Source organism: Planctomycetota bacterium, assembly GCA_018242585.1.
Lineage (GTDB): Bacteria > Planctomycetota > Planctomycetia > Pirellulales > PNKZ01 > JAFEBQ01.
In genome coordinates this window covers 149,257-169,312 of record JAFEBQ010000007.1, presented here as the reverse complement: position 1 = coordinate 169,312, position 20,056 = coordinate 149,257, and the positions used below count along the sequence as shown (strand labels likewise).

The 20,056-nt window shown below is 64.3% G+C and carries 15 protein-coding genes and 1 pseudogene; 10 read left to right on the top strand and 6 right to left on the bottom strand.

The window, feature by feature from the left end:
• The first annotated feature begins 25 nt into the window (after positions 1-25).
• A pseudogene (locus tag JSS27_03860) lies at positions 26-433 on the top strand (EamA family transporter).
• Positions 423-1,592 (top strand): A/G-specific adenine glycosylase, encoded by a 1,170-nt coding sequence (gene mutY / locus JSS27_03855; protein ID MBS0208070.1) that lies wholly within the window; start codon positions 423-425, stop codon positions 1,590-1,592. Before JSS27_03860 ends, mutY begins: the two are co-directional and overlap by 11 nt.
• Here mutY and JSS27_03850 read toward each other — a convergent pair.
• From JSS27_03850 to JSS27_03835, 4 genes are all read right to left on the bottom strand, one after another.
• Entirely contained in the window at positions 1,586-2,341 is a 756-nt protein-coding gene (locus JSS27_03850) for a class I SAM-dependent methyltransferase (GenBank protein MBS0208069.1), read from the bottom strand. The genes mutY and JSS27_03850 overlap by 7 nt on opposite strands.
• A gap of 29 nt (positions 2,342-2,370) precedes the next feature.
• Positions 2,371-3,462 carry a DegT/DnrJ/EryC1/StrS family aminotransferase gene (locus tag JSS27_03845; GenBank protein ID MBS0208068.1) on the bottom strand — a complete coding sequence of 364 codons (1,092 nt, stop codon included), beginning with the start codon at positions 3,460-3,462 and terminating at the stop codon, positions 2,371-2,373.
• Positions 3,463-3,547: 85 nt separating this feature from the next.
• On the bottom strand, positions 3,548-4,618 hold the full coding sequence (locus tag JSS27_03840) for a glycosyltransferase (GenBank protein ID MBS0208067.1): 1,071 nt from the start codon (positions 4,616-4,618) through the stop codon (positions 3,548-3,550).
• A gap of 20 nt (positions 4,619-4,638) precedes the next feature.
• Positions 4,639-6,678: a glycosyltransferase family 39 protein gene (locus tag JSS27_03835; GenBank protein ID MBS0208066.1), complete on the bottom strand. Its 2,040-nt coding sequence runs from the start codon at positions 6,676-6,678 to the stop codon at positions 4,639-4,641.
• A gap of 453 nt (positions 6,679-7,131) precedes the next feature.
• Between JSS27_03835 and JSS27_03830 the strand changes: the two genes are divergently transcribed.
• The 4 genes from JSS27_03830 (at position 7,132) to JSS27_03815 (ending at position 13,160) form a co-directional block, all read left to right on the top strand.
• Complete coding sequence (locus JSS27_03830; GenBank protein MBS0208065.1) at positions 7,132-8,613, top strand: HAMP domain-containing histidine kinase; 1,482 nt, start codon at positions 7,132-7,134, stop codon at positions 8,611-8,613.
• A 51-nt stretch (positions 8,614-8,664) separates the two neighbouring features.
• Positions 8,665-10,014, top strand: a complete 1,350-nt coding sequence (locus JSS27_03825; GenBank protein ID MBS0208064.1) for a sigma-54-dependent Fis family transcriptional regulator — start codon at positions 8,665-8,667, stop codon at positions 10,012-10,014.
• 91 nt (positions 10,015-10,105) lie between these two features.
• Entirely contained in the window at positions 10,106-10,834 is a 729-nt protein-coding gene (gene rph / locus JSS27_03820; GenBank protein MBS0208063.1) for a ribonuclease PH, read from the top strand.
• 418 nt (positions 10,835-11,252) lie between these two features.
• Complete coding sequence (locus tag JSS27_03815) at positions 11,253-13,160, top strand: hypothetical protein (GenBank protein MBS0208062.1); 1,908 nt, start codon at positions 11,253-11,255, stop codon at positions 13,158-13,160.
• Between the two features lie 148 nt (positions 13,161-13,308).
• Here the strand turns inward: JSS27_03815 and larE are convergent, their stop codons facing one another.
• Positions 13,309-14,166 carry an ATP-dependent sacrificial sulfur transferase LarE gene (larE, locus tag JSS27_03810; protein ID MBS0208061.1) on the bottom strand — a complete coding sequence of 286 codons (858 nt, stop codon included), beginning with the start codon at positions 14,164-14,166 and terminating at the stop codon, positions 13,309-13,311.
• Positions 14,167-14,665: 499 nt separating this feature from the next.
• Between larE and JSS27_03805 the strand changes: the two genes are divergently transcribed.
• The 4 genes from JSS27_03805 (at position 14,666) to JSS27_03790 (ending at position 18,576) form a co-directional block, all read left to right on the top strand.
• Positions 14,666-15,355: a methyltransferase domain-containing protein gene (locus JSS27_03805; protein MBS0208060.1), complete on the top strand. Its 690-nt coding sequence runs from the start codon at positions 14,666-14,668 to the stop codon at positions 15,353-15,355.
• Positions 15,356-15,394: 39 nt separating this feature from the next.
• Complete coding sequence (locus JSS27_03800) at positions 15,395-16,381, top strand: ROK family protein (protein MBS0208059.1); 987 nt, start codon at positions 15,395-15,397, stop codon at positions 16,379-16,381.
• A gap of 48 nt (positions 16,382-16,429) precedes the next feature.
• Positions 16,430-18,058 carry a DASS family sodium-coupled anion symporter gene (locus JSS27_03795; GenBank protein MBS0208058.1) on the top strand — a complete coding sequence of 543 codons (1,629 nt, stop codon included), beginning with the start codon at positions 16,430-16,432 and terminating at the stop codon, positions 18,056-18,058.
• A gap of 224 nt (positions 18,059-18,282) precedes the next feature.
• Entirely contained in the window at positions 18,283-18,576 is a 294-nt protein-coding gene (locus JSS27_03790) for a hypothetical protein (protein ID MBS0208057.1), read from the top strand.
• 400 nt (positions 18,577-18,976) lie between these two features.
• Here the strand turns inward: JSS27_03790 and JSS27_03785 are convergent, their stop codons facing one another.
• On the bottom strand, positions 18,977-20,029 hold the full coding sequence (locus tag JSS27_03785; GenBank protein ID MBS0208056.1) for a mechanosensitive ion channel family protein: 1,053 nt from the start codon (positions 20,027-20,029) through the stop codon (positions 18,977-18,979).
• Positions 20,030-20,056 lie beyond the last annotated feature (27 nt).

The following is a 20,056-nucleotide window of genomic DNA, read 5'->3' as shown; positions in this document are numbered from 1 at the left end:
AATTTAAGTCAATAACAGGCTCTACGCGCTGCAAGGGGCTGTCCTGCGCAAGATGGCGACGAGCCCAATTCCCAATTCGCTGACGCTGCTGATGCTGAGCGGCACCGGTTGCATCACCCTGGGATTGGCCAGCCTCGGCCGACTGGGCTGGGACACGCTCTTGGCCACGCCGCCGGGGGATTTCAAGGTGATGGTCTGGGCGGGGCTGTTCAACGCGCTGGGCTTCTTTATGCTGACCAAGGCGCTGGAGTTGATCTCGATGGTCCATGCCAATGCGATCAATGCGTCGCAGGTGGCGATGGCGGCGCTGGCCGGAGTGCTGGTGTTCAGCGAGCCGGTGACCACGGCGCTGGTCGTCGGCGTCGGGCTGATGGTGGTGGGAATGTTGTTGATCGATCGTCGCGGCGCGACGTTGGCGGAAGATGGCCCCTAACGGTTCCAAGTCGAAGCGAGTCTCGGCCGCCACAAGCGGCGTGTCAGCGAGCCAACGCATCGACGCGCGCTGGCTGGCCTCCTTTCGCCGGCAGTTGATGGCCTGGTTCCGCAAGCACGCCCGCGACTTGCCCTGGCGGCGAACGCGCGACCCGTACGACGTGTGGGTCAGCGAGATCATGCTGCAACAGACCCAGGTGGCGACCGTCGTCGGCTACTACGAGCGGTTCCTGGCTCGCTGGCCCACGGTCGCGGCGCTGGCCGCGGCGGACGAAAGCGACGTGCTGCGAGCCTGGGAAGGGTTGGGCTATTACCGCCGTGCCCGACAACTGCACGCGGCGGCGCGACAAATCGTCTCGCAGCATGGCGGCGCGTTCCCGACCGACTTCGACGCCGTGCTGGCTTTGCCGGGCATCGGACGTTACACGGCCGGCGCGATTCTTTCCATTTCGGGGGACGCGCGGTTGCCGATCCTCGAAGCGAACACACTGCGATTGCTCGCCCGACTGTTGGCCCTCGCGGCCCCGGTGGCTCAGTCCGACAGCCAGCGCCGGCTGTGGGAGTTTGCCGAGCAACTGTTGCCGCGCCGCGAGGTGGGACTGTTCAACCAGGCGCTGATGGAGCTAGGGAGCCTGGTCTGCACGCCGCGCGAGCCGCGGTGCGATGAATGTCCCGTGGCGGCACTTTGTCCTACGCGGGCGCTCGGCGCGCAAGAGTGCATTCCTGTTCCGGCGGTCAAGGTCGTTGCCGAGCGATGCCGCGAAGTGGCCGTGGTGGTCAAACGCGGCGCGCGCTGGCTGGTGCAACAGGCCCCCGAGCGCGGACGTTGGGCAGGCTTGTGGGACTTTCCATGCGTGCCGATCGACGCCAGCGCCCACTGGCCGCATGGAGACGAGGTGACCGAGTTGGTGCGCGAGCGTTGGCAACTGGACGTGACCGATTGCCACGCGGTCGAAACGATGAACTACACGGTGACGCGATTCCGCATCGCGCGGCATGTCTATCGAGCTCATGCCAGTAGCGCCGCGACAAAACTGAAGGCCAATTCGCGTCTGAGGTGGGTCAGTCGAGCCGAGTTGGCCGCCCTGCCGCTAAACATTACGGCTCGGCGGATGGCCGATCGGCTGCTGGTCGCGAGGAAGAAGCGGCCGGCTCACTGACAACTGCCGGCCGACTTTTGCCCCAACGCGATGACCGAAGTGCCGAAGGGCCAACGAAAGCCGCTTTCGATCGCGCCGTTTTCAAAACGGACCAGGCGCTTCAGCGCCCGATTTAACCAGTTGGACCGACGACGCAGGTTGCTGGCGGGCTCGCGACCACTGGCGCGCGTGCAAAAGCCGCGCAACATCCGGTAGCTGGCAATGGCCGGAAACAACATGCTCACACGGTAACTCGCCACCAGCGATTCGAGCCCCAGCGACTGGAGCAGCTCGACATTGTCGGCCAGCTTGGATCGTTCGCTGTTGCCGACCCAGCGATCGTGATCGCTCATCAACCATTGATAGGCCGGCCCGTGCAACAGTAGCCAGCCACCTGGCCGCAGCGCGCTCACCAGCCGCGCGAGCCCGGCGCGTGCTCGTTCGACCCCTGGCACCGAGATCACATCACAGCAGACGATTAAGTCGAACTCGGGGCGATGGAGCACCGGCTGGCAGACGTCGCCGGCATAGACATCGGCCGCGGGACAACGCTGTTTCGACAATGACAGGGCCAGCGGGCTGGAATCGAAGCCGGCCAGATAGTCGGGCTGGAACTCTTCGGCCAGCCACTCGAGCGTGGCACCGGTCCCGCAACCGGCGTCGAGCACGCGTCGCACGTCGCTCCGCTCGGCGCCCGCGGCGCGCAGCACCGACGCCAACGCATCGCGCAGCCCGACGTACCACCAGTGATCGGCGTCGAGTTCGGCCATGCGGCCCAATTCAAGGTTGAGCGTTTGGCTCACGTCGACAGAGCGGCCTCGATGGCACTCGTCACCCGCTCCAAGTCGGTCAGCGGCATTCCAGTGTAAAGTGGCAATGATACGATCTCCTGAACCATGCGTTCCGTGACGGGGAGCGCGGGGGGCGACCCCTCGTCACGGAACGCAGGCATGTGGTGCAATGGCAGCGGATAATGAATGGTCGTGTCGATCCGCGACGCGCGCAGCCGTTTGACCAGCCGTGCCCGCTCGGATGTGCGGATTACGAATAGATGATAGGCGTGCGTCACATTGCCAACCGGGTGGGGCAGCGTGAGCGACGAGTGCCGCAAGCGTTCGAGGTAGCCGGCCGCCAGCGCTCGCCGCGCGGCGAAGGTCTGGCCAAAGTGAGCCAGCCGCACGCGCAGCACGGCGGCCTGTAGCTCGTCGAGCCGGCTGTTGCGCCCCTGGTTGATCGCGACGCCACTTGGGTCGCAACCATATACGCGCAGTTGTCGCAACCGCTGGGCCAGCATGGCATCACTGGTGACGCACACGCCCGCGTCGCCAAACGCGCCCAGGTTCTTGGTCGGGTAACACGAGAAGCAACCGACGTCGCCGAACGTGCCGACCCCGCGACCTTGCCAAGTGGCGCCGTGGGCGTGGGAGCAATCTTCGACGATCTTCAGTCCGCGGCGGCAGGCCAGGTTGACCAGCGCCGTCATGTCGACCGGCTGGCCGTACAAGTGAACTGGCAAGACGGCGGCGGTTCGCGAGCCGATGGCCGGCTCGACCTGTTCGGCGGTCATGACCAGCGAGCGGGGGTCAACGTCGACAAATCGCACGGCGGCGCCGACCGAGCGAATGGCGGCGGCCGTGGGAACAGCAGTGTTCGCAACCGTGATCACCTCGTCGCCAGGTCCGATTCCCAACGCCAACAACGCCAGCGCCAAGGCGGCAAAGCCCGAGCCAACGCCCACCGCGTGCGGGCTGCCGAATTGCGCGGCGAATTCGCGTTCAAAAGCGGCGACTTCCTCGCCCAAGATCAACCGGCCCGAGGCCAGCACACGCGCGATGGCGGCCTGAAACTCCGGCTGGTACTCGGCGATTGAGCGACCCAAGTCGAACATCATCACCCTGTCATGGCCCGTTAACGGGGTCGGCGTGGCGCGGGGCGCGGATTCGGGGTGTTCAAACATAAGCACGGCAACAGCTCGCTCAGGTGGGGAGTCCCAGGGAGTCGACCGCCGGATCAACTTCCAACGGCAACACGGTCGGGGGGGACAGCGCTTCACCAAGTTCAGCAACGGGCAAAAAGCGCGCCACGCGATACGCCACCCGCCCGCGCTCGAACCGCCATTGCCACAGCAGCCAACCCAACGCCAAGCCAGCGGCCATGATCAGACAAGACACGGCGCCAAACGCGAGGGCCTTGCGAGCGAGATTTGTTCCAGTGGCAATCGAGGAAAACTGCGTCAGGCTGGCGGCCAGCGCCCCCAGCACCGACAAAATGGCCGCGACACCCAGCGGCCAGCGAGTGAAGCCGAATACCAGCCGGCACCATAGCGCCAGCAACCGGCGCAGGTTGTAATTCGACTGGCCCGCCAGGCGCGGCAGATGTTGCACCTGGAGTTGGCCAACACGAGCGGCGGCCCGCAGGGCGAGCGCATCGATGAACGGCCGCGCGCCGTGATAGCGGACCATCTGGTCAATCACCGGCCGGGCCAGCACCTTGAAACTTGACAGATACAGCCCTCGCGGCGCCCCCAGCAGCCGGCGCGCCAGCCGGTTGTGCAGCGTGCTGGCCAGCCGACGCCAAAACGACTGTCGCGGGGTGCCGTAGCGACTGTAAACCAGCGGCAGATCGTGTTCGATGGCGTATCGCCACAGCCGCAACGCCTCGGTCGGCGAGTGCTGGCCGTCGTCGTCAACAATCACGGCATACCGGCCGCGGGCATGGCGCAAGCCAGCCAATACCGCCGAGTGCTCCCCAGAGTTTTCAGCCAACTCGACGTAGGCGACGTGTTTGGGGCAGCGGGCCTGCAACCAAGCCGCGACCTGTGCGCTTTGGTCGACCGAGCCGTCGTTGACCAGCACGATCTCAAAATCAATGCGCCGGGCGGCACGACCAATCTCGTCGACGACCGCGGCCAGAGTATGTTCGCTGTTGAAGACCGGAATAACGAACGAAAGTTCGACCGGTTTGGATTCGAGTGGACTTGGGCGGGCGTGTGGCGAATCGGAAGCGTGCGTGAGCGGAGCCGTGGCCCGCGGCCAGTTGTGATGCATCGAACGATGTAGCCGCGGGGTTACTCGGCTTCCTGTGCGGAGGTGGCGAGGCGGTCGGTGTCGCGCGGAGAGGGCGTTGCTTCGCGCGGCCAACTCTCGTCGCGCCAACGAACGGTATAAGCCGGCGCGCGATTGCTGGTGCGCCAGAAGAGATCGAACGTCTGGGGGAATTCGCGGCTTAGCGCCGCGCGCAGGCGGGGGCCCGCGGCGCCGGCAAAGTGAGCTGCGCCCTTGATCACCACCACCTGCACGTCCTTCTCGCGCAATGTTCGTATGATGCGATCGACACGTTCCTGGGTGCCGATGTCGTCGTCAAACGCTTCAAAGAACGTACGGGTCGGGTTCTTGCGATCGGCAAAGAAGCAGACCTCGGGGCAGTCGCCCACGGCATAGACGTACGAACCCGCGGGGGAATGTTCCTGGACGATCCTGACCAGATTGGTGTAGATCTGCAGACACTGGTCGTCAACCGCCAGATTTGAGCGTTCGAGCCCCAGGGGCATTAACGGGGGCATCGCGATGTACCTGATGCCAAAGGCGTGCGGGAAGCCGCCCACCACCCACAGCCCGGCGAACAACAGCGCCGCCGCCCCAGCAGCCATGTGCAAAGGTTGGATGCCGGCGGGCTGATAACGGACCACGTACAAGCCGGCCAGGACGACCATCGGCGCCGCATAGAGAAAATAAATGCCGTTGGAAATCGGCACTTGCACCAACGTGATCAGGGCGGCCACGGCGATCAGCAACATCAATCGCTGGCGACCGCGCAGATCGATCTGCGCGGCAAAGCGGCGCGTGCCGAGCATATAGACGCCCAACAACACCAGCACTGGCGCCGCGCCGCGAGCCATGTACCAGAATCCCTGATAAATAGTTCGCGACTCGCCGGCCACCGCCACGCCATAGGCCAGCAGCAGCCCCACGGCGAGCACCATCGCGGGATGGGTCAGCCCGCGTCGCGCCCAGAGTGTTCCGCCGACCACGCCAACCAGCGGAATCAACCACATCAGCCCTTGGGCGCTGGGCAAGGCAAAGATCATGCTATCATCGGACAGCCGTTTCATCGGTTGGATGAACACGCCCCGAATGAGGGAATCAACGCTGCCCGTCCACACATAAGGGACGAGCAAGACCGCGATCGGCAGGCAGATGCCCGCCGCGAACCACAACGATTCCAGAGTCAATCGCCGATGCCGCGCTCCAGAGTCGCGGCCGCCGAACTGCCACTCGCGAATCATCAGCCAGAACGCAATCATCACGCCCGGCAAGGCAAAGTGGGCGACTTCCATCAAATTGGGATGGTAGCGGACCAACTCGCCCAGCATGACGACGAACAGCGACAACAAAAGCGTTACGCCCGACGCACCCAGCCACCAATTTCGCGAGGCACGCTCTACGACCGGTGACGACGCCACGGGCTGCTCGACGTGGGCGAGGTGGGTCGAATGGATCGACAAGGCCTGGCTGCGGTACACCAGGAACAACCCCACGGCGGCCACGTAGTACAGGCCAATCAGCTTGACGCACAGGGACAGTCCCCCACACACCCCGGCCAGCACCAGCCAGCGCCGTTGGTCGCGATCGATGAACTGCAACAGCGCCAAGACGCCGAACGTGGCAAAGAACAGGTTGTACCACGAGGGCATCGGCGAAAAGTAGTTTGGAACGCTCCAGAGAACGGCCGTGGCGGTCACCAGCAGCGCCAGCGGGATCGACGTCGCGCGTCGCGCCACAAGGTACACCCCCCATGCCCAGCAGGTGCTGGTTAGCACAAACGCCCAGCGGATCGACGAGGTGTGGACGCCCAACAGCCAAAAGCTGGCCGCGTGAAAGAATGATAGCGCGCCAGTGTACAATTCGTCGTAGTCCCGGTGCGGCAGTTCGCCGTTGAGGACTCGCACGGCCGATTGGCACAGCGTGCCGGTGTCGTGGGGGACGACCCCTTGATCTTGCCGCAGCACCAGACACCCAATCATGACCAGCCCGACCAGCAGCAGGGCCAGTGGGTCGCCGTACCGCTGGTAAAGGCCGTAGAGCTTCGAGCCCCTCACGGCGCGCATGATGCTGCTCGAACTGGGGGTCAGCGCCCTCGGAACGCGAATCGTTCGCGTGTTAAGGACCGCCCGCGCCGTGGGCCCATTGCCCCGCCGTTGCCGCCGCATGAATCACCCTGACCAAAGGTCGTTGTAGAATAAGAACTATCCTGTCTCCTTTTTCCGAGCGGCAACTTTAAGGGCAAACGACATACCAATTGCCAAAACCAGGGGGCGAATGCATAAAATAGCTGAGAATCCTAGTGAATCGCTGATAAACTTGGACTGGCGGCTCGTGCGACGCTAGACAGCGCAATTGTCGGAAACGAGAGACGGTCGCGACAACTTGTCGGAGTTGGTGGGCAGGTGGCCCGTCACCATGACGCATGGCATATCGACGTAGGTGTTGATTCAATTAACATCAAGTTGCCCTCCTGACGCGTGCCCAGCGCCGCGGCCGCCGTGTTGACGAGACCGATCATGCTTCATTCTGCAAATCCCGTGACCCCCCAGCGCGACTGGCTTAGCTGGCTGGCGGCGCATCGCAGTTTGGTCGCGGTTTATCTGGCTTTCGCGCTCAGCATGCTGGGCATTGTCGTGATCGCGTACTGGAACGCGCGGCTCGACTTCAACGAGACGCGTCGCGACTTGCTGCAATCGGAAGTCAGCCGGTTGCGCTCGCACGCGGTGCGCACCGCGCTGCGCATTCAAGAGAGCCTGACGCGCGAGGGACGCCCCGACGATCTGACGGCGTTGGACGCCACGATTTGGCTGCGACCTTACTGGGGCCGGGTCATCGACGGAGACGAAGCCCATTTGTACGCTGCCGTCGTCGACCAGTCCGGACGTGTCATCAAGCACAGCGTTGCGGCGCTTGAAGGGAGCGTGCTGCCCAGCAACTGGTATCTGTATCAGATACCCGAGGCGGGCGACGACGTGGTCGAGACCGCGGCGGCGTCTCTGACGGGTGGCCCGCGAGCTCTCGACATTCGAGTACCGCTGTTGCACGACAACCGCGAGATCGGCGCCTATCACACGGGGCTCGACCAGGCCTGGTTCGAAGCGACGCTGGGCGAGCGGCGGAGCGCCATGCGTTGGCGTTGGGCGATCACGACGCTGCTGATTTTCGGAGTCGTCGTGCTGGCCGTGTTTTCGGCCGTTTCGATATCCAAGCGGTTCGCCACGCTGAACACGTCGTTGGCGATGGGGCGCGTGCGCCAGATGGCCGAACTGGGCCAGGTGGCTGGCGGCATCGCTCACGAGGTGCGCAACCCGCTGAACACGATTCGCTTGAACCTGCATTACCTCGAACGTCTGTGGCAGAACGGCCAGCCTAGTCCGGACCAGTCGGCGCAGATCATGCATGAAACGGTCGATGAAATCGAGCGCGTCGACGCCATGATGCGCTCGCTGGTCGAGTACGCGCGTCCCGAGAAGGCGCACGCCGAAGTGCTCGACCTGGTCGTCGAGACGCAAGTCGTCATCGACATCATGCGGCCGCTGCTCGATCGCGACGCCGTGAATGTCGAGCCGCGACTTGAGGCCGGGCCGTTGAAGGTGCTGATGGATCGTTCGCGACTGCGGCAGGCGTTCTTGAACTTGTTGACCAACAGCGCCGAGGCCACCGGGCCGCAAGGGCACATTCGCGTCTCGGTTCGGCGGGCTGAGGACGCGGCCGAACTGGCCGTCGCCGATAATGGTCCCGGCGTGCCAATCGCCTCGCGCGAGCGAATCTTTGAACCTTTTCACTCGACCAAGGAACTGGGCACCGGGCTCGGCTTGGCGCTGGTCAAGCGATTCGTGGAAGAGGCCGGCGGCAGCGTCGGTTGCCACGCCGCCCCGGAAGGTGGCGCCGAGTTTCGCATTCGCCTGCCGCTGGTGCCCCAGGCCGCCGGAGCCCGGTCGGCGGCCAACGGCAACGCCGCGGCGCGCAATCCGTCGATGGCTTCCCATCCCGGTTGATTGTCACGCCGTCGCGCGTATGCTGTCCTACTGAACCCAGAGAATAATGTTGTGAACGAACGTGCCGTGATCATGGTGGTCGAGGACAATTCGAGCGAGCGCGACGCGCTAGCCCGGGTGTTGCGCCTGGAGGGTTACGAAATCCTGACCGCGCGCAACCCGGAGGAAGCGCTCAAGTCAATTCACCGCGCGGTGGACCTGGTGATTAGCGACCTGCGGCTGGGAACCAAGAGTGGGATCGACCTGCTGAAGGAGTGGGTCATGCACCAGCCGGCCACGGCCTTTATCATGGTCACGGCCTATGGTGACGTGCAGACGGCCGTCGAGGCCATGAAGTGCGGCGCGCGCGACTACCTGACCAAGCCGGTCGATCCCAAGCGCTTGCTCGAACTGGTCCACAAGCACTGCGTCGTGGCGCGGGCCGCCGCCGAAGCATCGACACGCCGCAGTCCAGGACGCGGCGTCAAGCGGCTGATCGGCGAGTCGCAGATCATGCTGCGCGTCGCCGAGCAGATCGATCGCGCCGCCAAGACCGATAGCACGGTGTTGATCCTGGGCGAGTCGGGCTCGGGAAAAGAGTTGGTGGCCGACGCCATTCACAACGGCGGTCGCCGCAGCAATGCGCCGTTCGTCGTCGTCAACATGGCCGCCATTCCCGAAACGCTGGTCGAGAGCGAACTGTTCGGCCACGTCCGCGGCTCGTTCACGGGCGCCACGGCCGACCGGCTCGGTCGCTTTGAACAGGCCAAGGGGGGCACGCTGTTCATCGACGAAATCGGCGACTTCCCCATCGGCTCGCAAGCCAAGCTGTTGCGGGCGCTCGAAACCCGGCAGATCACTCCCATCGGCGGCAATGACCTCCGCCCCGTCGATGTCCGCGTGGTGGCGGCCACCAGCCGCGACTTGGCCACGCTGATGCAAGAAGGGAAGTTTCGCGAAGACCTGTACTACCGGCTGCACGTCGTGGCCATCGGGCTGCCGCCGCTGCGTCAGCGCCGCGAGGACATCGCCGAACTGACCGAGTACTTCCTGGAAGAGATTTCCCAGCGCCTGCAGCGTCCGCGCCCGAGGTTGCACAACGATCTGCGGTTTTATCTCGAGCAGTACGACTGGCCCGGCAACGTGCGGCAACTGCGGAACTGCATCGAGAGCATGCTGGTGCTGAACGACGTGTCGGTGCTGACGCTGGAGCACTTGCCGGCCAGCATGACCCAACTGGCCGAGGACCAGTCGGCCGAGACGGACGAAAAGACGCTGACCAGCGTCGAGAAGAACGTCATCCTGCAAACGCTCGACCGCTGCCACGGCAATCGCACCCACGCGGCCGCGACCTTGGGCATCTCGGTTCGCACGCTCCAGCGCCGGCTCAAAGAATGGGCCATCGAAGAACAGTCGCAATAATGGGCCACGGCCAATGGTCGTTTCGACGCTTTAGGCAACGCCGCCTTCCCCCCTGCTCCCCTTCGCCGTGCCCAGCGTGTATCCTGTCGGCATGAAACGACATGATGATCGTCGCGCCGATGAATTGCGCCCGCTGAAGTTCAAACGCCGCTACACCCGCGCCTCGCCGGGTAGCGTGCTGGTCCAGGCCGGCCGGACCACGGTCCTGTGTACCGCCAGCGTCGAGCTGCAGGTTCCCCCCTGGCTGAAAGGGAAAGGCCAAGGCTGGGTCACCGCCGAGTACAGCATGCTCCCCGGTAGCACCAGCCCGCGCAAGTCGCGCGACCGCGGCGGCAAGATCGACGGCCGCACGACCGAGATTCAACGCCTGATCGGGCGCAGCCTGCGCGCGGTGGTCGATATGCAAGCCCTGGGCGAGTGCTCGATCACGATCGACTGCGATGTACTCGAAGCCGACGGCGGCACGCGCACGGCCAGCATCACCGGCGCGTTCGTGGCCCTGGTCGACGCCGTGGCCGCCGTGCCGCGCCCCACGCGCGACGCGCCGCCGATCTTGCGAGACAGCGTGGCCGCCATCAGCGTGGGCATTGTCGACGGCCGGGCGGTGCTCGACCTGGACTATGCCGAGGACTCGACGGCGGCGGTCGACATGAACGTGGTGATGACCGGAGCCGGTCGGTTCGTCGAGGTTCAAGGGACCGGCGAGCACGATACGTTTGACGACGCCCAGTTGGCGGCCCTGCTCAAGGTGGCCCGGCACGGGATCAAACAGCTCACCGAGTTGCAACGCGCGGCCCTCGGCAAATCGTGGCCGTTTTAGGGCGTTTCGCGGCATTGGCGGCCTTGATCGCCGAACCCCTTTAGCCCCCGGTCAATGACCGGGGGCCTTCGAGTGCCGATTTCTCGCGGGTAGCCCAGACAACTTGCTTGTCTGGGCGGCGCAGCCGCAAGAGGGTTCAGGACCGGTATTCCATCGCCCTCTTGTCGCTGCGCGACACCGACAACAAGTTGTCGGTGCTACCCAAATCACGGGGTTTCTCGGCTAACATGGCAATGCTTTGCACTGACCGGGGGCTATCGATCGCCGACTTATGTTGACTATCGCCCCAGGAAACGGCCGAAAGAAAACATAGACAGCACGGCACGGCTCGCGTTATAATTCGTTTCCCGGACAGGCTTTCGGAACAGAGCCACCGGTGAATTGGGCCGCGGGATAAAACATCGAAGAGGAACAGGCCATGGCACGTTTGCGCTGGGCGTGTGTGTTGCTGGTCACTGCTGGTTATTTCTCGGGTGCCGGTCTGCGCGCCGAGATGTTGCCGGCCGACCGCGAAAAGATCAATGCGGTCGATACGGCGTTGCACAAGGTCAGTGCCGCCTATCGCCTCAAGAAGTACGCCGAAGTCGGCACGCTCGTCACTCAGATCGAGCAGCAGTTGGAAGAGCTGAAGGCGGGCGAAGGCCGCGCCGAGTCAGCGCCGATGGTCGCTTCGCTCGAAGTGCGGCTCGAAGCGGCGCAGCGCCTGGTCAAGCACGGCGCCGAAGTGACTATGGCCGCCGCCGAAAAGAAAGCCGCCGCCAAGCCCGCCCCGCGTCCGAACGCCGCGGCTGCCAAGAATGCCAAGGCCGCCACCGGCGTCAGCTTTACGAAACAAGTCGCCCCGGTGCTGGTCTCGCAATGTGCCCGCTGCCATATCGATCGCAACTCGGGCGGGTTCAGCCTGGCGACGTATGCCGATCTAATGAAGGGCTCGCCGGCGGGCCGTGTATTCACGCCCGGCAAGGGCGCGGGCAGCACGCTGATCGACATGCTCGAATCGGGTGACATGCCCCGCGGTGGCAACCGGATGTCCGACCTGGACATCACCATGATTCAAAAGTGGATCGACGAAGGGGCCAAGTTCGACGGCTCGGACCCGACGGCGTTGCTGACGGGCGGCAACCCCATGCAAATGGCCAGCGCCGCGGGGAGCAGCATGGCGACCGCGCCGACCGGCAAGGAAAAAGTTCATTTCTTAAAGGACGTCGCGCCGATTCTGGTCGGTCACTGTGTTGACTGCCACGGTGGCGACCAGGGCCCGGCGAACTACGAACTCGACACGTTTCGCAAGCTGCTCAGTCCCGGCCAAGGTGGCGAACCAATCGCTGCGGGACGTCCAGACGCCAGCTTGCTGTTGAACATGGTTCGCGGCACGGCCAAGGACCGCTTGGGCAAAGAGCGGCCCAAAATGCCGCGTAATCGCTCGCCGTTGACGGCCGACGAGATCAAGACGCTGGAAACCTGGATCGCCGAAGGAGCCAAGTTCGACGGCGAGGATGAGGACGAACTTCTTTCCTTCACCGTGGCGGCTCAGCGCGCCTATGGCTTGCCGCACGAGGAGTTGGCCAAGGAACGGGCCGCTCTGGCCAAACGCGACTGGAACAAGGGGAACCCCGGCGTTCCGTTTGAAACGGTCGAGCTGGACGACGTGGTCGTCTATGGCAACGTGCCGCCGGCCAAATTGCGCGAAATCGCCGAACAGGTCGCCGACGTCCGCAAGCGCGTCGCTCACGTGCTGAAGCTGACGGGCGACACGCCGGTGGTCAAAGGCAAGCTTTCGATCTTCATCTTCGAGAAGCGATTCGAGTACGTCGAGTTCACGCGGATGGTCGAACGTCGCGACGTGACGAGCGACAACCAGGGACACTTCTACTACAACATTCTAGACGCCTTTGGCGCGACCGTCGCACCCAAGGAAGGTGACCCGAACTTCGCCTTGTTGATTGCCGAGCAGTTGTGCGGCGCTCACGTGGCGTCGGCCGGTCGGCGTGTGCCCACCTGGTTCGCCGTCGGCGCGGGGCGGGTTCTGGCCACCAAGGTCGAGCCGCGCGCCGGCATGATCAAGCAGTGGAACGAAGCGGCCGCGGCCGCCACTCGCACGGCCAAGCCGGGTGCGCTGCTGACCAAAACGCCGGACTCGGAAACGATGGCCCTGGCCCACGCGGCCGCGGGCAATCTGGTGAACAACGCCGGCAAGTTCAGCTCCATGCTCGACGCGCTGCACAAGGGGACCGACTTTGACGTCGCCCTGCAGCAAATCTATGGCATGAACGCCCAGGCGATCACCGGCGCCGATCCCAACGCGCGCAACCGCCGCGGTCGGTAAACATCGTTAAGGACGCCGCCCCGCGCGGCGTCAAACGAGGAATCTCACCTTAGCCCCCGGTCAATGACCGGGGGCTTTGTGTTGATACCGAGTGAAAGGCGCACGCGCTGACAGCGCGCATGCTCGGCGTGCCGTAGCCCCCGACCTTTCACCCTTTCGGCAACGAGATCGTCACTACCGGCAGCACGTCGTTCAGGCTGCCGCTGCGAAAGCCGGCCAGATCGAGCGTCACGTACTTGAACCCCAGCTCGCGCAAACTCGCCACCAGTGCCGCGCGCAGTTCCGGCTCGGCCAAGCGCGCGATGAACGACTCGGGCACCTCGACACGGGCCAGGTCGCCACGATGGTAACGCACACGCAGTTCGCGCAGGCCCTGTTCGCGCAGCCAGCGCTCGGCCGCGTCGATCATGGCCGTCCGCTCGGGAGTCACTTCCTCGCCATAGGCGATGCGACTGGCCAGACAAGGGCTGGCCGGCTTGTCCCACACGGGCAGCCCCCAGTGGTGGGCCAACTGGCGAACCGTGGCTTTGTCGATGCCGCATTCCAAGAGCGGACTCGCCACGCGATGTTCCGTGGCGGCGAGCATGCCGGGGCGATAGTCCCCCACGTCGTCGGCGTTGGCGCCGTTGACGATCACCGCGGCGCCGAACTGGGCAGCCACCGGCGCAAGCTGATCGTAAAGCTCGGTCTTGCAGTGGTAGCACCGGTCAGGCGCGTTCTGCCGATAGGTCGGATCGGCGAACTCGTCGGTGGCGATCGCGCGATGGGCAATGCCGATCAACGCGGCCAACTGCTCCGCCGCCGCCAGTTCCCCTTCGGCCAAGCTGGCGCTGTGCCCCGTCACGGCCAAGGCCCGCTCGCCAAGCGCCACGTGGGCCGCCTTGGCGACCACGGCGCTGTCGACTCCGGCCGACAGGGCCACGACCACGCGCCCGTAGCCTCGCAGCACTTCGAGCAGTTGCTCGCGCTGGATTTCCCACGGGGCGCTAGTCGTCTCGGCGGTCATGGAGCGGGCAGACGATCAAATCGCCGGCGCTGCGTAGCGCGCGGCAGGTATAAGAAAAATAGCCTCCACCGCAATGCCGTGGTGACGTGGGTTTCGAGAGCCCGCATGATAAAAGCGGGCGACCCTGGACGCTGGGTTGTGTGATCCGACCGTTGGTTCCGAAAACCCCGAGGGGCCCGGACGGCGGCTATACACGCGGCCAACGTCGTGTTCAAGCGCCCTTGCGAGCTTTCGTATAGGCTCAGCGAAATTGGACGTCCCAGCACGAACATGGCAGAGGCTGTGCCGACGCCGTACGCCCGAAAGCGCACGGCGGCAGCGGCCGTATGTTACCACGGTCGCGGCCAAACCACAAACCAGAGTTCACGCCACGGGCGGCGTAAATCGCGCCAGGCCGGAAGATTGGGCAATGCTCATCCCCCTTTAGCAGCACACGGTTCGCCGTGTATCATCGACGCCGCAGATACACGGTTGCAAACGACTAACGGTCCCCTGCCCCATGACCTCGTCCCTCACCACCGCCGATCTCAGTTCGCTGGTCGAGTCGCTGCGCGCGCGGTTCGACGTGGCGTCGTTGTCGGTCGAGGCCGGCGGGCGTACGTGGCAACTCCTCAAGCCCCGCAACGCCGACGATCTGCTCGACGAGGAAGAGTTTGAACACGACGACCGGATTCCCTACTGGGCCGAGTTGTGGCCCAGCGCGCGGATGCTGGCCGAACGGCTGGCCAGGCTTGACGGTCGCGGCCGGCGGATGCTCGAACTGGGCTGCGGCGTCGGGTTGTGCGCGCTCGCGGCGGCCCAGGCGGGTTTTCAAGTCCTGGCGACCGATTACTATCCCGAGGCGCTCGAGTTCGTCCAAGTCAACGCCTGGCGGAACGGCTTGTCGGGGCTGGCCACGCGGATGGTCGACTGGCGCGAACTGCCCGACGATCTGGGGACGTTCGATGTGATCATCGGCGCCGATGTGCTGTACGAGCGGCCTTACGCCGAGTTGATCGCCGCCGCGATCGACAAGTATTTGGCCCCCGGCGGCACGGCCCTGGTCACCGATCCCGGCCGCCGATTCGCTAGCGCCTTTCCCGACGCTTGCCGAGCGCGGCCGCTGCAAGTGATCGAACAAGACATCATCCCGCTCGATCACGACGGGAAAGAGTTCACCATCGAGCTGTTCGAAATCGGCCGAGCGTAACGACACGCCGGCCCACGCACGCCAGAGATAATCGCCACGATGTACCTGGGCATTGAAATCGGTGGGACCAAGTTGCAACTGGGCGTCGGCCACGGCGACGGCCGGCTGCTGGCCATGGAGCGGCGCAACGTCGACATTGCGCAAGGGGGCGAGGGCATTCGCGCCCAGATTCGCGATGTCGGTCGCGAGCTGGCTGCGAAGTTTTCCCTGCGCGGCATTGGTGTCGGCTTTGGCGGGCCGATCGACGCGGCCGCGGGCACGGTCGTGACCAGTCACCAGGTCGAAGGCTGGACCGGCTTTCCGCTGGCCCGCTGGTTGGAAGAAAACATCGGGCTGCCGGCCGTGCTGGGGAACGACGCCGATATGGCCGCGCTGGCCGAAGCGTGCTACGGCGCTGGCCGCGACGGCGACCCGGTGTTCTATGTGACGGTCGGCACCGGCATTGGCGGCGGGCTGGTCATCAATCGGCGCGTCTACAACGGCAGCGGTTGGGGAGCGTCGGAGATCGGGCACCTGCGCCCGGGGATCGAGTTCACCGATTCGCACGCCACTATCGAATCACTGGCCGCCGGGCCGGGTATCGCGCGCACCGCGCGGGCCACGCTTGCTGGCGATGCCGAACAACTTCCCAAGACGCTTCACTCGGCGAGCGCGAAAGATCGAGACGACTTACGGGCTCGTGCCAATGGCGACGTGAAACAATTGACGGCCAAGCACGTGGCCGAAGCCGCCGCGGAAGGCAATGGCTTTGCTCAAGCGGTTCTGGCACGCGCGGCTCAAGTGTTGGGTTGGGCTATTGCGCAGGTGATCACCTTGAATGGCCCAAAAATCGTCGTCATCGGCGGCGGCGTGGCGCTGGCCCCCGAACCGTTATTCTTGCAGCCGGTGCGCGAGGCGGTGGCCCAGTACGTGTTTCCGCCGGCGCGGGGCAAATACGAGATACGCGCCGCGGAATTGGGCGAAGAAATGGTCGTCCACGGGGCGTTGGCGTTGGCAGCCGAACGCTTCGCCGCTTGTAATCAGTAACAGAACATCGCACGGTTGGCGTGCCAGAACAATCGAGGGCAGACATTCATGGCCAACGCGCCGATCGACATCATCGACGACGAAGACACACCGGCCAATTCTTGGGTCAGTCGTGTCGGACTGGTGCTGGGGCCGGTGGTGCTGATCGGCTGGTTGCTGCTGGCGCGCGATTGGACCGCTGGGGCTCATTATCCCCTCAGTGATGAAGCGCACCGGCTGGCTGGTATCATGATGCTGACGGTCACCTGGTGGTTGACCGAGCCGATTCCGATTCCGGCCACGGCGCTGTTGGCCGTCGTGCTGGCCGTGGTGTTGGGTGGAGTGCCGCGCGATCCGGCGCAGACCAACTTCCAGGCCGCCCGCATTGCGATGGCCCCCTTCGCCGATCCGACCGTGTTCTTTCTGCTGGGCGGGTTGTTCCTAGGCCGGGCCATGACGCGGCACGGGCTCGATCGCCGGTTCGCCTTGGGCATTCTTTGCACGCGCTGGGCTGGTCGCTCGCCGAGCACCGTGATGTTCGCCGTGGGATTGAGCGTGGCGGCTGTCTCGATGTGGATCAGCAACACCGCCGCCACGGCCATGATCTTTCCGATCACACTGGGCATCGTTGCCGTGCTGGCCGCTGGCAGCGGCCAGAGCGAAGCGCAAATGAAGCGGTCCCCCTACGCCTCGGCTTTACTGCTCGTCACGGCCTATGCCTCGAGCGTGGGCGGCGTGGCCACGCCGATTGGCACCACGACGAACGTCGTGTCGATGGGGCTCTTTCGCCAGGACTACTATCTGAACAAGTCGATTGACTTCTTCCGCTGGTGTCAGGTGGGCATTCCGTTGATGATCGTGATGTTCGTGGCGTTGTATCTGTGGATGCGCGCGCGCGGCGGCAAGGTGCAACTCGACATGCCTTCGCTGCGAGACTATTTGCAGACGCAACGGGCCCAGATCGGCCCCTGGCGGCGCGGCGAGTACAACACCCTGATCGTGTTCATCACGGTCGTTTCCTTGTGGGTTGCGCCGGGAGCGCTCGGGCTGGCCAAGCAGATCTTCGACTACTTTGGCTCGGCCGATACCGCGGCCACCTTGGGCTCGATCGAAAAGTGGTTCATCGGCCACTTTCCCGAGGAGATCGTCGCCCTCGGCATTCCGGTCCTGCTGTTCCTGTTGCCGATCAATCTGCAAAAGCGTGAGTTCTCGCTGGCCACCAGCGATTTCTCCAAGGTCGATTGGGGGACGATGCTGCTATTCGGGGCGGGCTTGTCGCTGGGGAACATGATGTTCCGTTCGGGCCTGGCCGAGGTGGTCGGGAACCTGACTTTCGATTGGCTGAACACCCGCGACGTGTGGCTGATTGCGGCGCTGGCGATTGCGGGCGGGATTGTCCTGAGCGAGTTCACCAGCAACGCGGCCACGGTGTCGACGTTGTTTCCGGTGATCTGGAGCCTGTGCAAGACGGCCGAAGTCGATCCATTGCCGCCGCTGTTGGGCTTGACGTTTGGCGCCAGCTTCGGCTCGGCGCTGCCGGTTTCGACGCCGCCCAACGCGATCGTGTACGGCTCGGGGCTGATTCCGCTGCGCCGAATGGTCGCGGCCGGCATCGGCATCGACATCATCAGCGGGCTGGTCATCTGGGGCGTGCTGCGCGTGGCGTTCGCACTGGGCTGGTCGCCGGTGCTGTCGTAAGCGATACGAGAGCATTTAGGGCGAGAGCTTGTAAACGGGCGGCTACACTCAAGCGGCATAATCTTCCTAATAACCGGATGGCGACGATTGAGGCTGGTTAAACGGCCATTTCTCCGAAAAGCAAGATTTGCCAGGACGTTGATTTCGACCGACGCTTCTACGAGCACGTGTACCTGCTCGCCGGTTGCCATCCACGGCAACCCTCTGAAGCGAAGGAGAATTCAATGCGTCGCATCGTGTTGGCTTGGTTCGTGCTGCTTGCCCTGTCGGTCGTCGCGACCGCGGCTCAAGCCGCCCCGCGCAACTACAGCGCGTCGAATCCTTATCGTCCTGGTTATTGGCAGAAGGGCTACGGCTGGGCCGGCTATGGCTGGTACAGCCCGTACGGCGATTTCACCGGCTATGGATATAGCTCGATCGGCGTCCGCTACCGGGGTAACTACGTGGGGAATCCCGCGTATCTCACGCCCCGGTATCCTGGCTCGGGCAACGATCTCGGCACGGGCGTTGGCCGATAGTGCGATCGCCCTGGACTCTCGGACACTGGCGGGGGCTGGATCATGTTCCCGAACGAAGGTTCGAGAGCTGAGCGAGACCAAGCCTGACGCGGCGGCAGGCTTTGATGTGGCGCGAGCGTCACGCCCGCAAAGCCCACGAACGAATGGGGCTTGACCCACCCCTGGACAGCGCCGAGTCGCGAAGCATTACACCTCTCCCTTTCAGGGAGAGGTCGCGAACGAAGTGAGCGGGTGAGGGTAAACGCGTGGCAGGCCGATCCGCCTTCGCATTACGAGCAAACTGGCGTGTGCGCGAAGTCTTTTAGTCGGGAACGCCTTTACCCTCCCACCTGCCCCTCCCTGGAAGAGAGGGGTGTTTGCGTGTCCCGCTCCTGGACGTGTGCGCATTTGAAATGATCGATCACGCCGGCGGCGCGTGGACGAACTTGATCCCTTCCTGGGCGAAGCGTTCGAGGATTTCCAGGTTGATCTGCTGCTGCGTGTCCATGAACTGCTTGTAGTCGGTCGTCAGCATGAAATAGACCGTCTCGAAGTTCAACGCGATCGTGCCGTACTCCTTGAAGTGCGAGCGATCGAAGCGGACTTGCGGCTTCTGCTCGACGATCCGCTGAATCCAGTTGGGAATCTGTCGCAGCTTGTCGAGCGGCGTCTCGTACGCCACGGCCAGTGTGAACGCGGCCCGGCGTTCCTGCATTCGCTTGTAGTTGCGAATTCGGCTTTGCAGCAGGTCGCTGTTCGGAAAGATCAATTGCTCGCCCGACACGCTGCGAACCTTGGTCGTCCGCAAGCCAATGTACTCGACCGTGCCAGTCAGGTCGCCAACCGCGATGTTGTCGCCCAGGACAAACGGCTTGTCGAGAATGATCGACAACGAAGCCAGCGGGTCGCGCAGCACTGTCTGGGCCGCCAGGGCCACCGCCACGCCGCCGACGCCCAGCCCCGCAACCAGCGTCGTGACATTGACTCCTAGGTTCTCCAGAGCCAGCAGCGCCAGGATGGTCCACAAGACCCATTGACACAGAAAGCCCAGGACCGACAACGTCGTCGCCGAGGCGGCGTCTCCTTCGAGACCGCGCCGCGTGCGGGCGTTGATCATGTGTGTCAGCAGCGCGTTGGCCCAGAAGCCACCTTGCAGCAAGACGGCCAGCGTCGCCACCACGTGCGCTCCGCCGCGCACCTCGTCGGGCAAGTACAGTACCTGCACGCCCAGGTACAAAGCCACCACCGTCAGCAACGGGCCGCGCGTGACGGCGATCACTGCCGAAACTAGAGCGACCGCTTCGCTCGACGAACGCTTCATCCACGAAGCGACGCGCCGCCGGAGCACGCGCTTGACGGTCAGCAGCAGGATCAAACTGGCCAAAAAAACCAACAGCGCCGCGCCCCAATGGGCGGGCGAGTTGCCCAGCACCTCGCGTGCGAAGAGAAGTTCGTGGAGATGATTCGGCGACATGATCCGTTCCTGTCTTGCGCAAGTCTC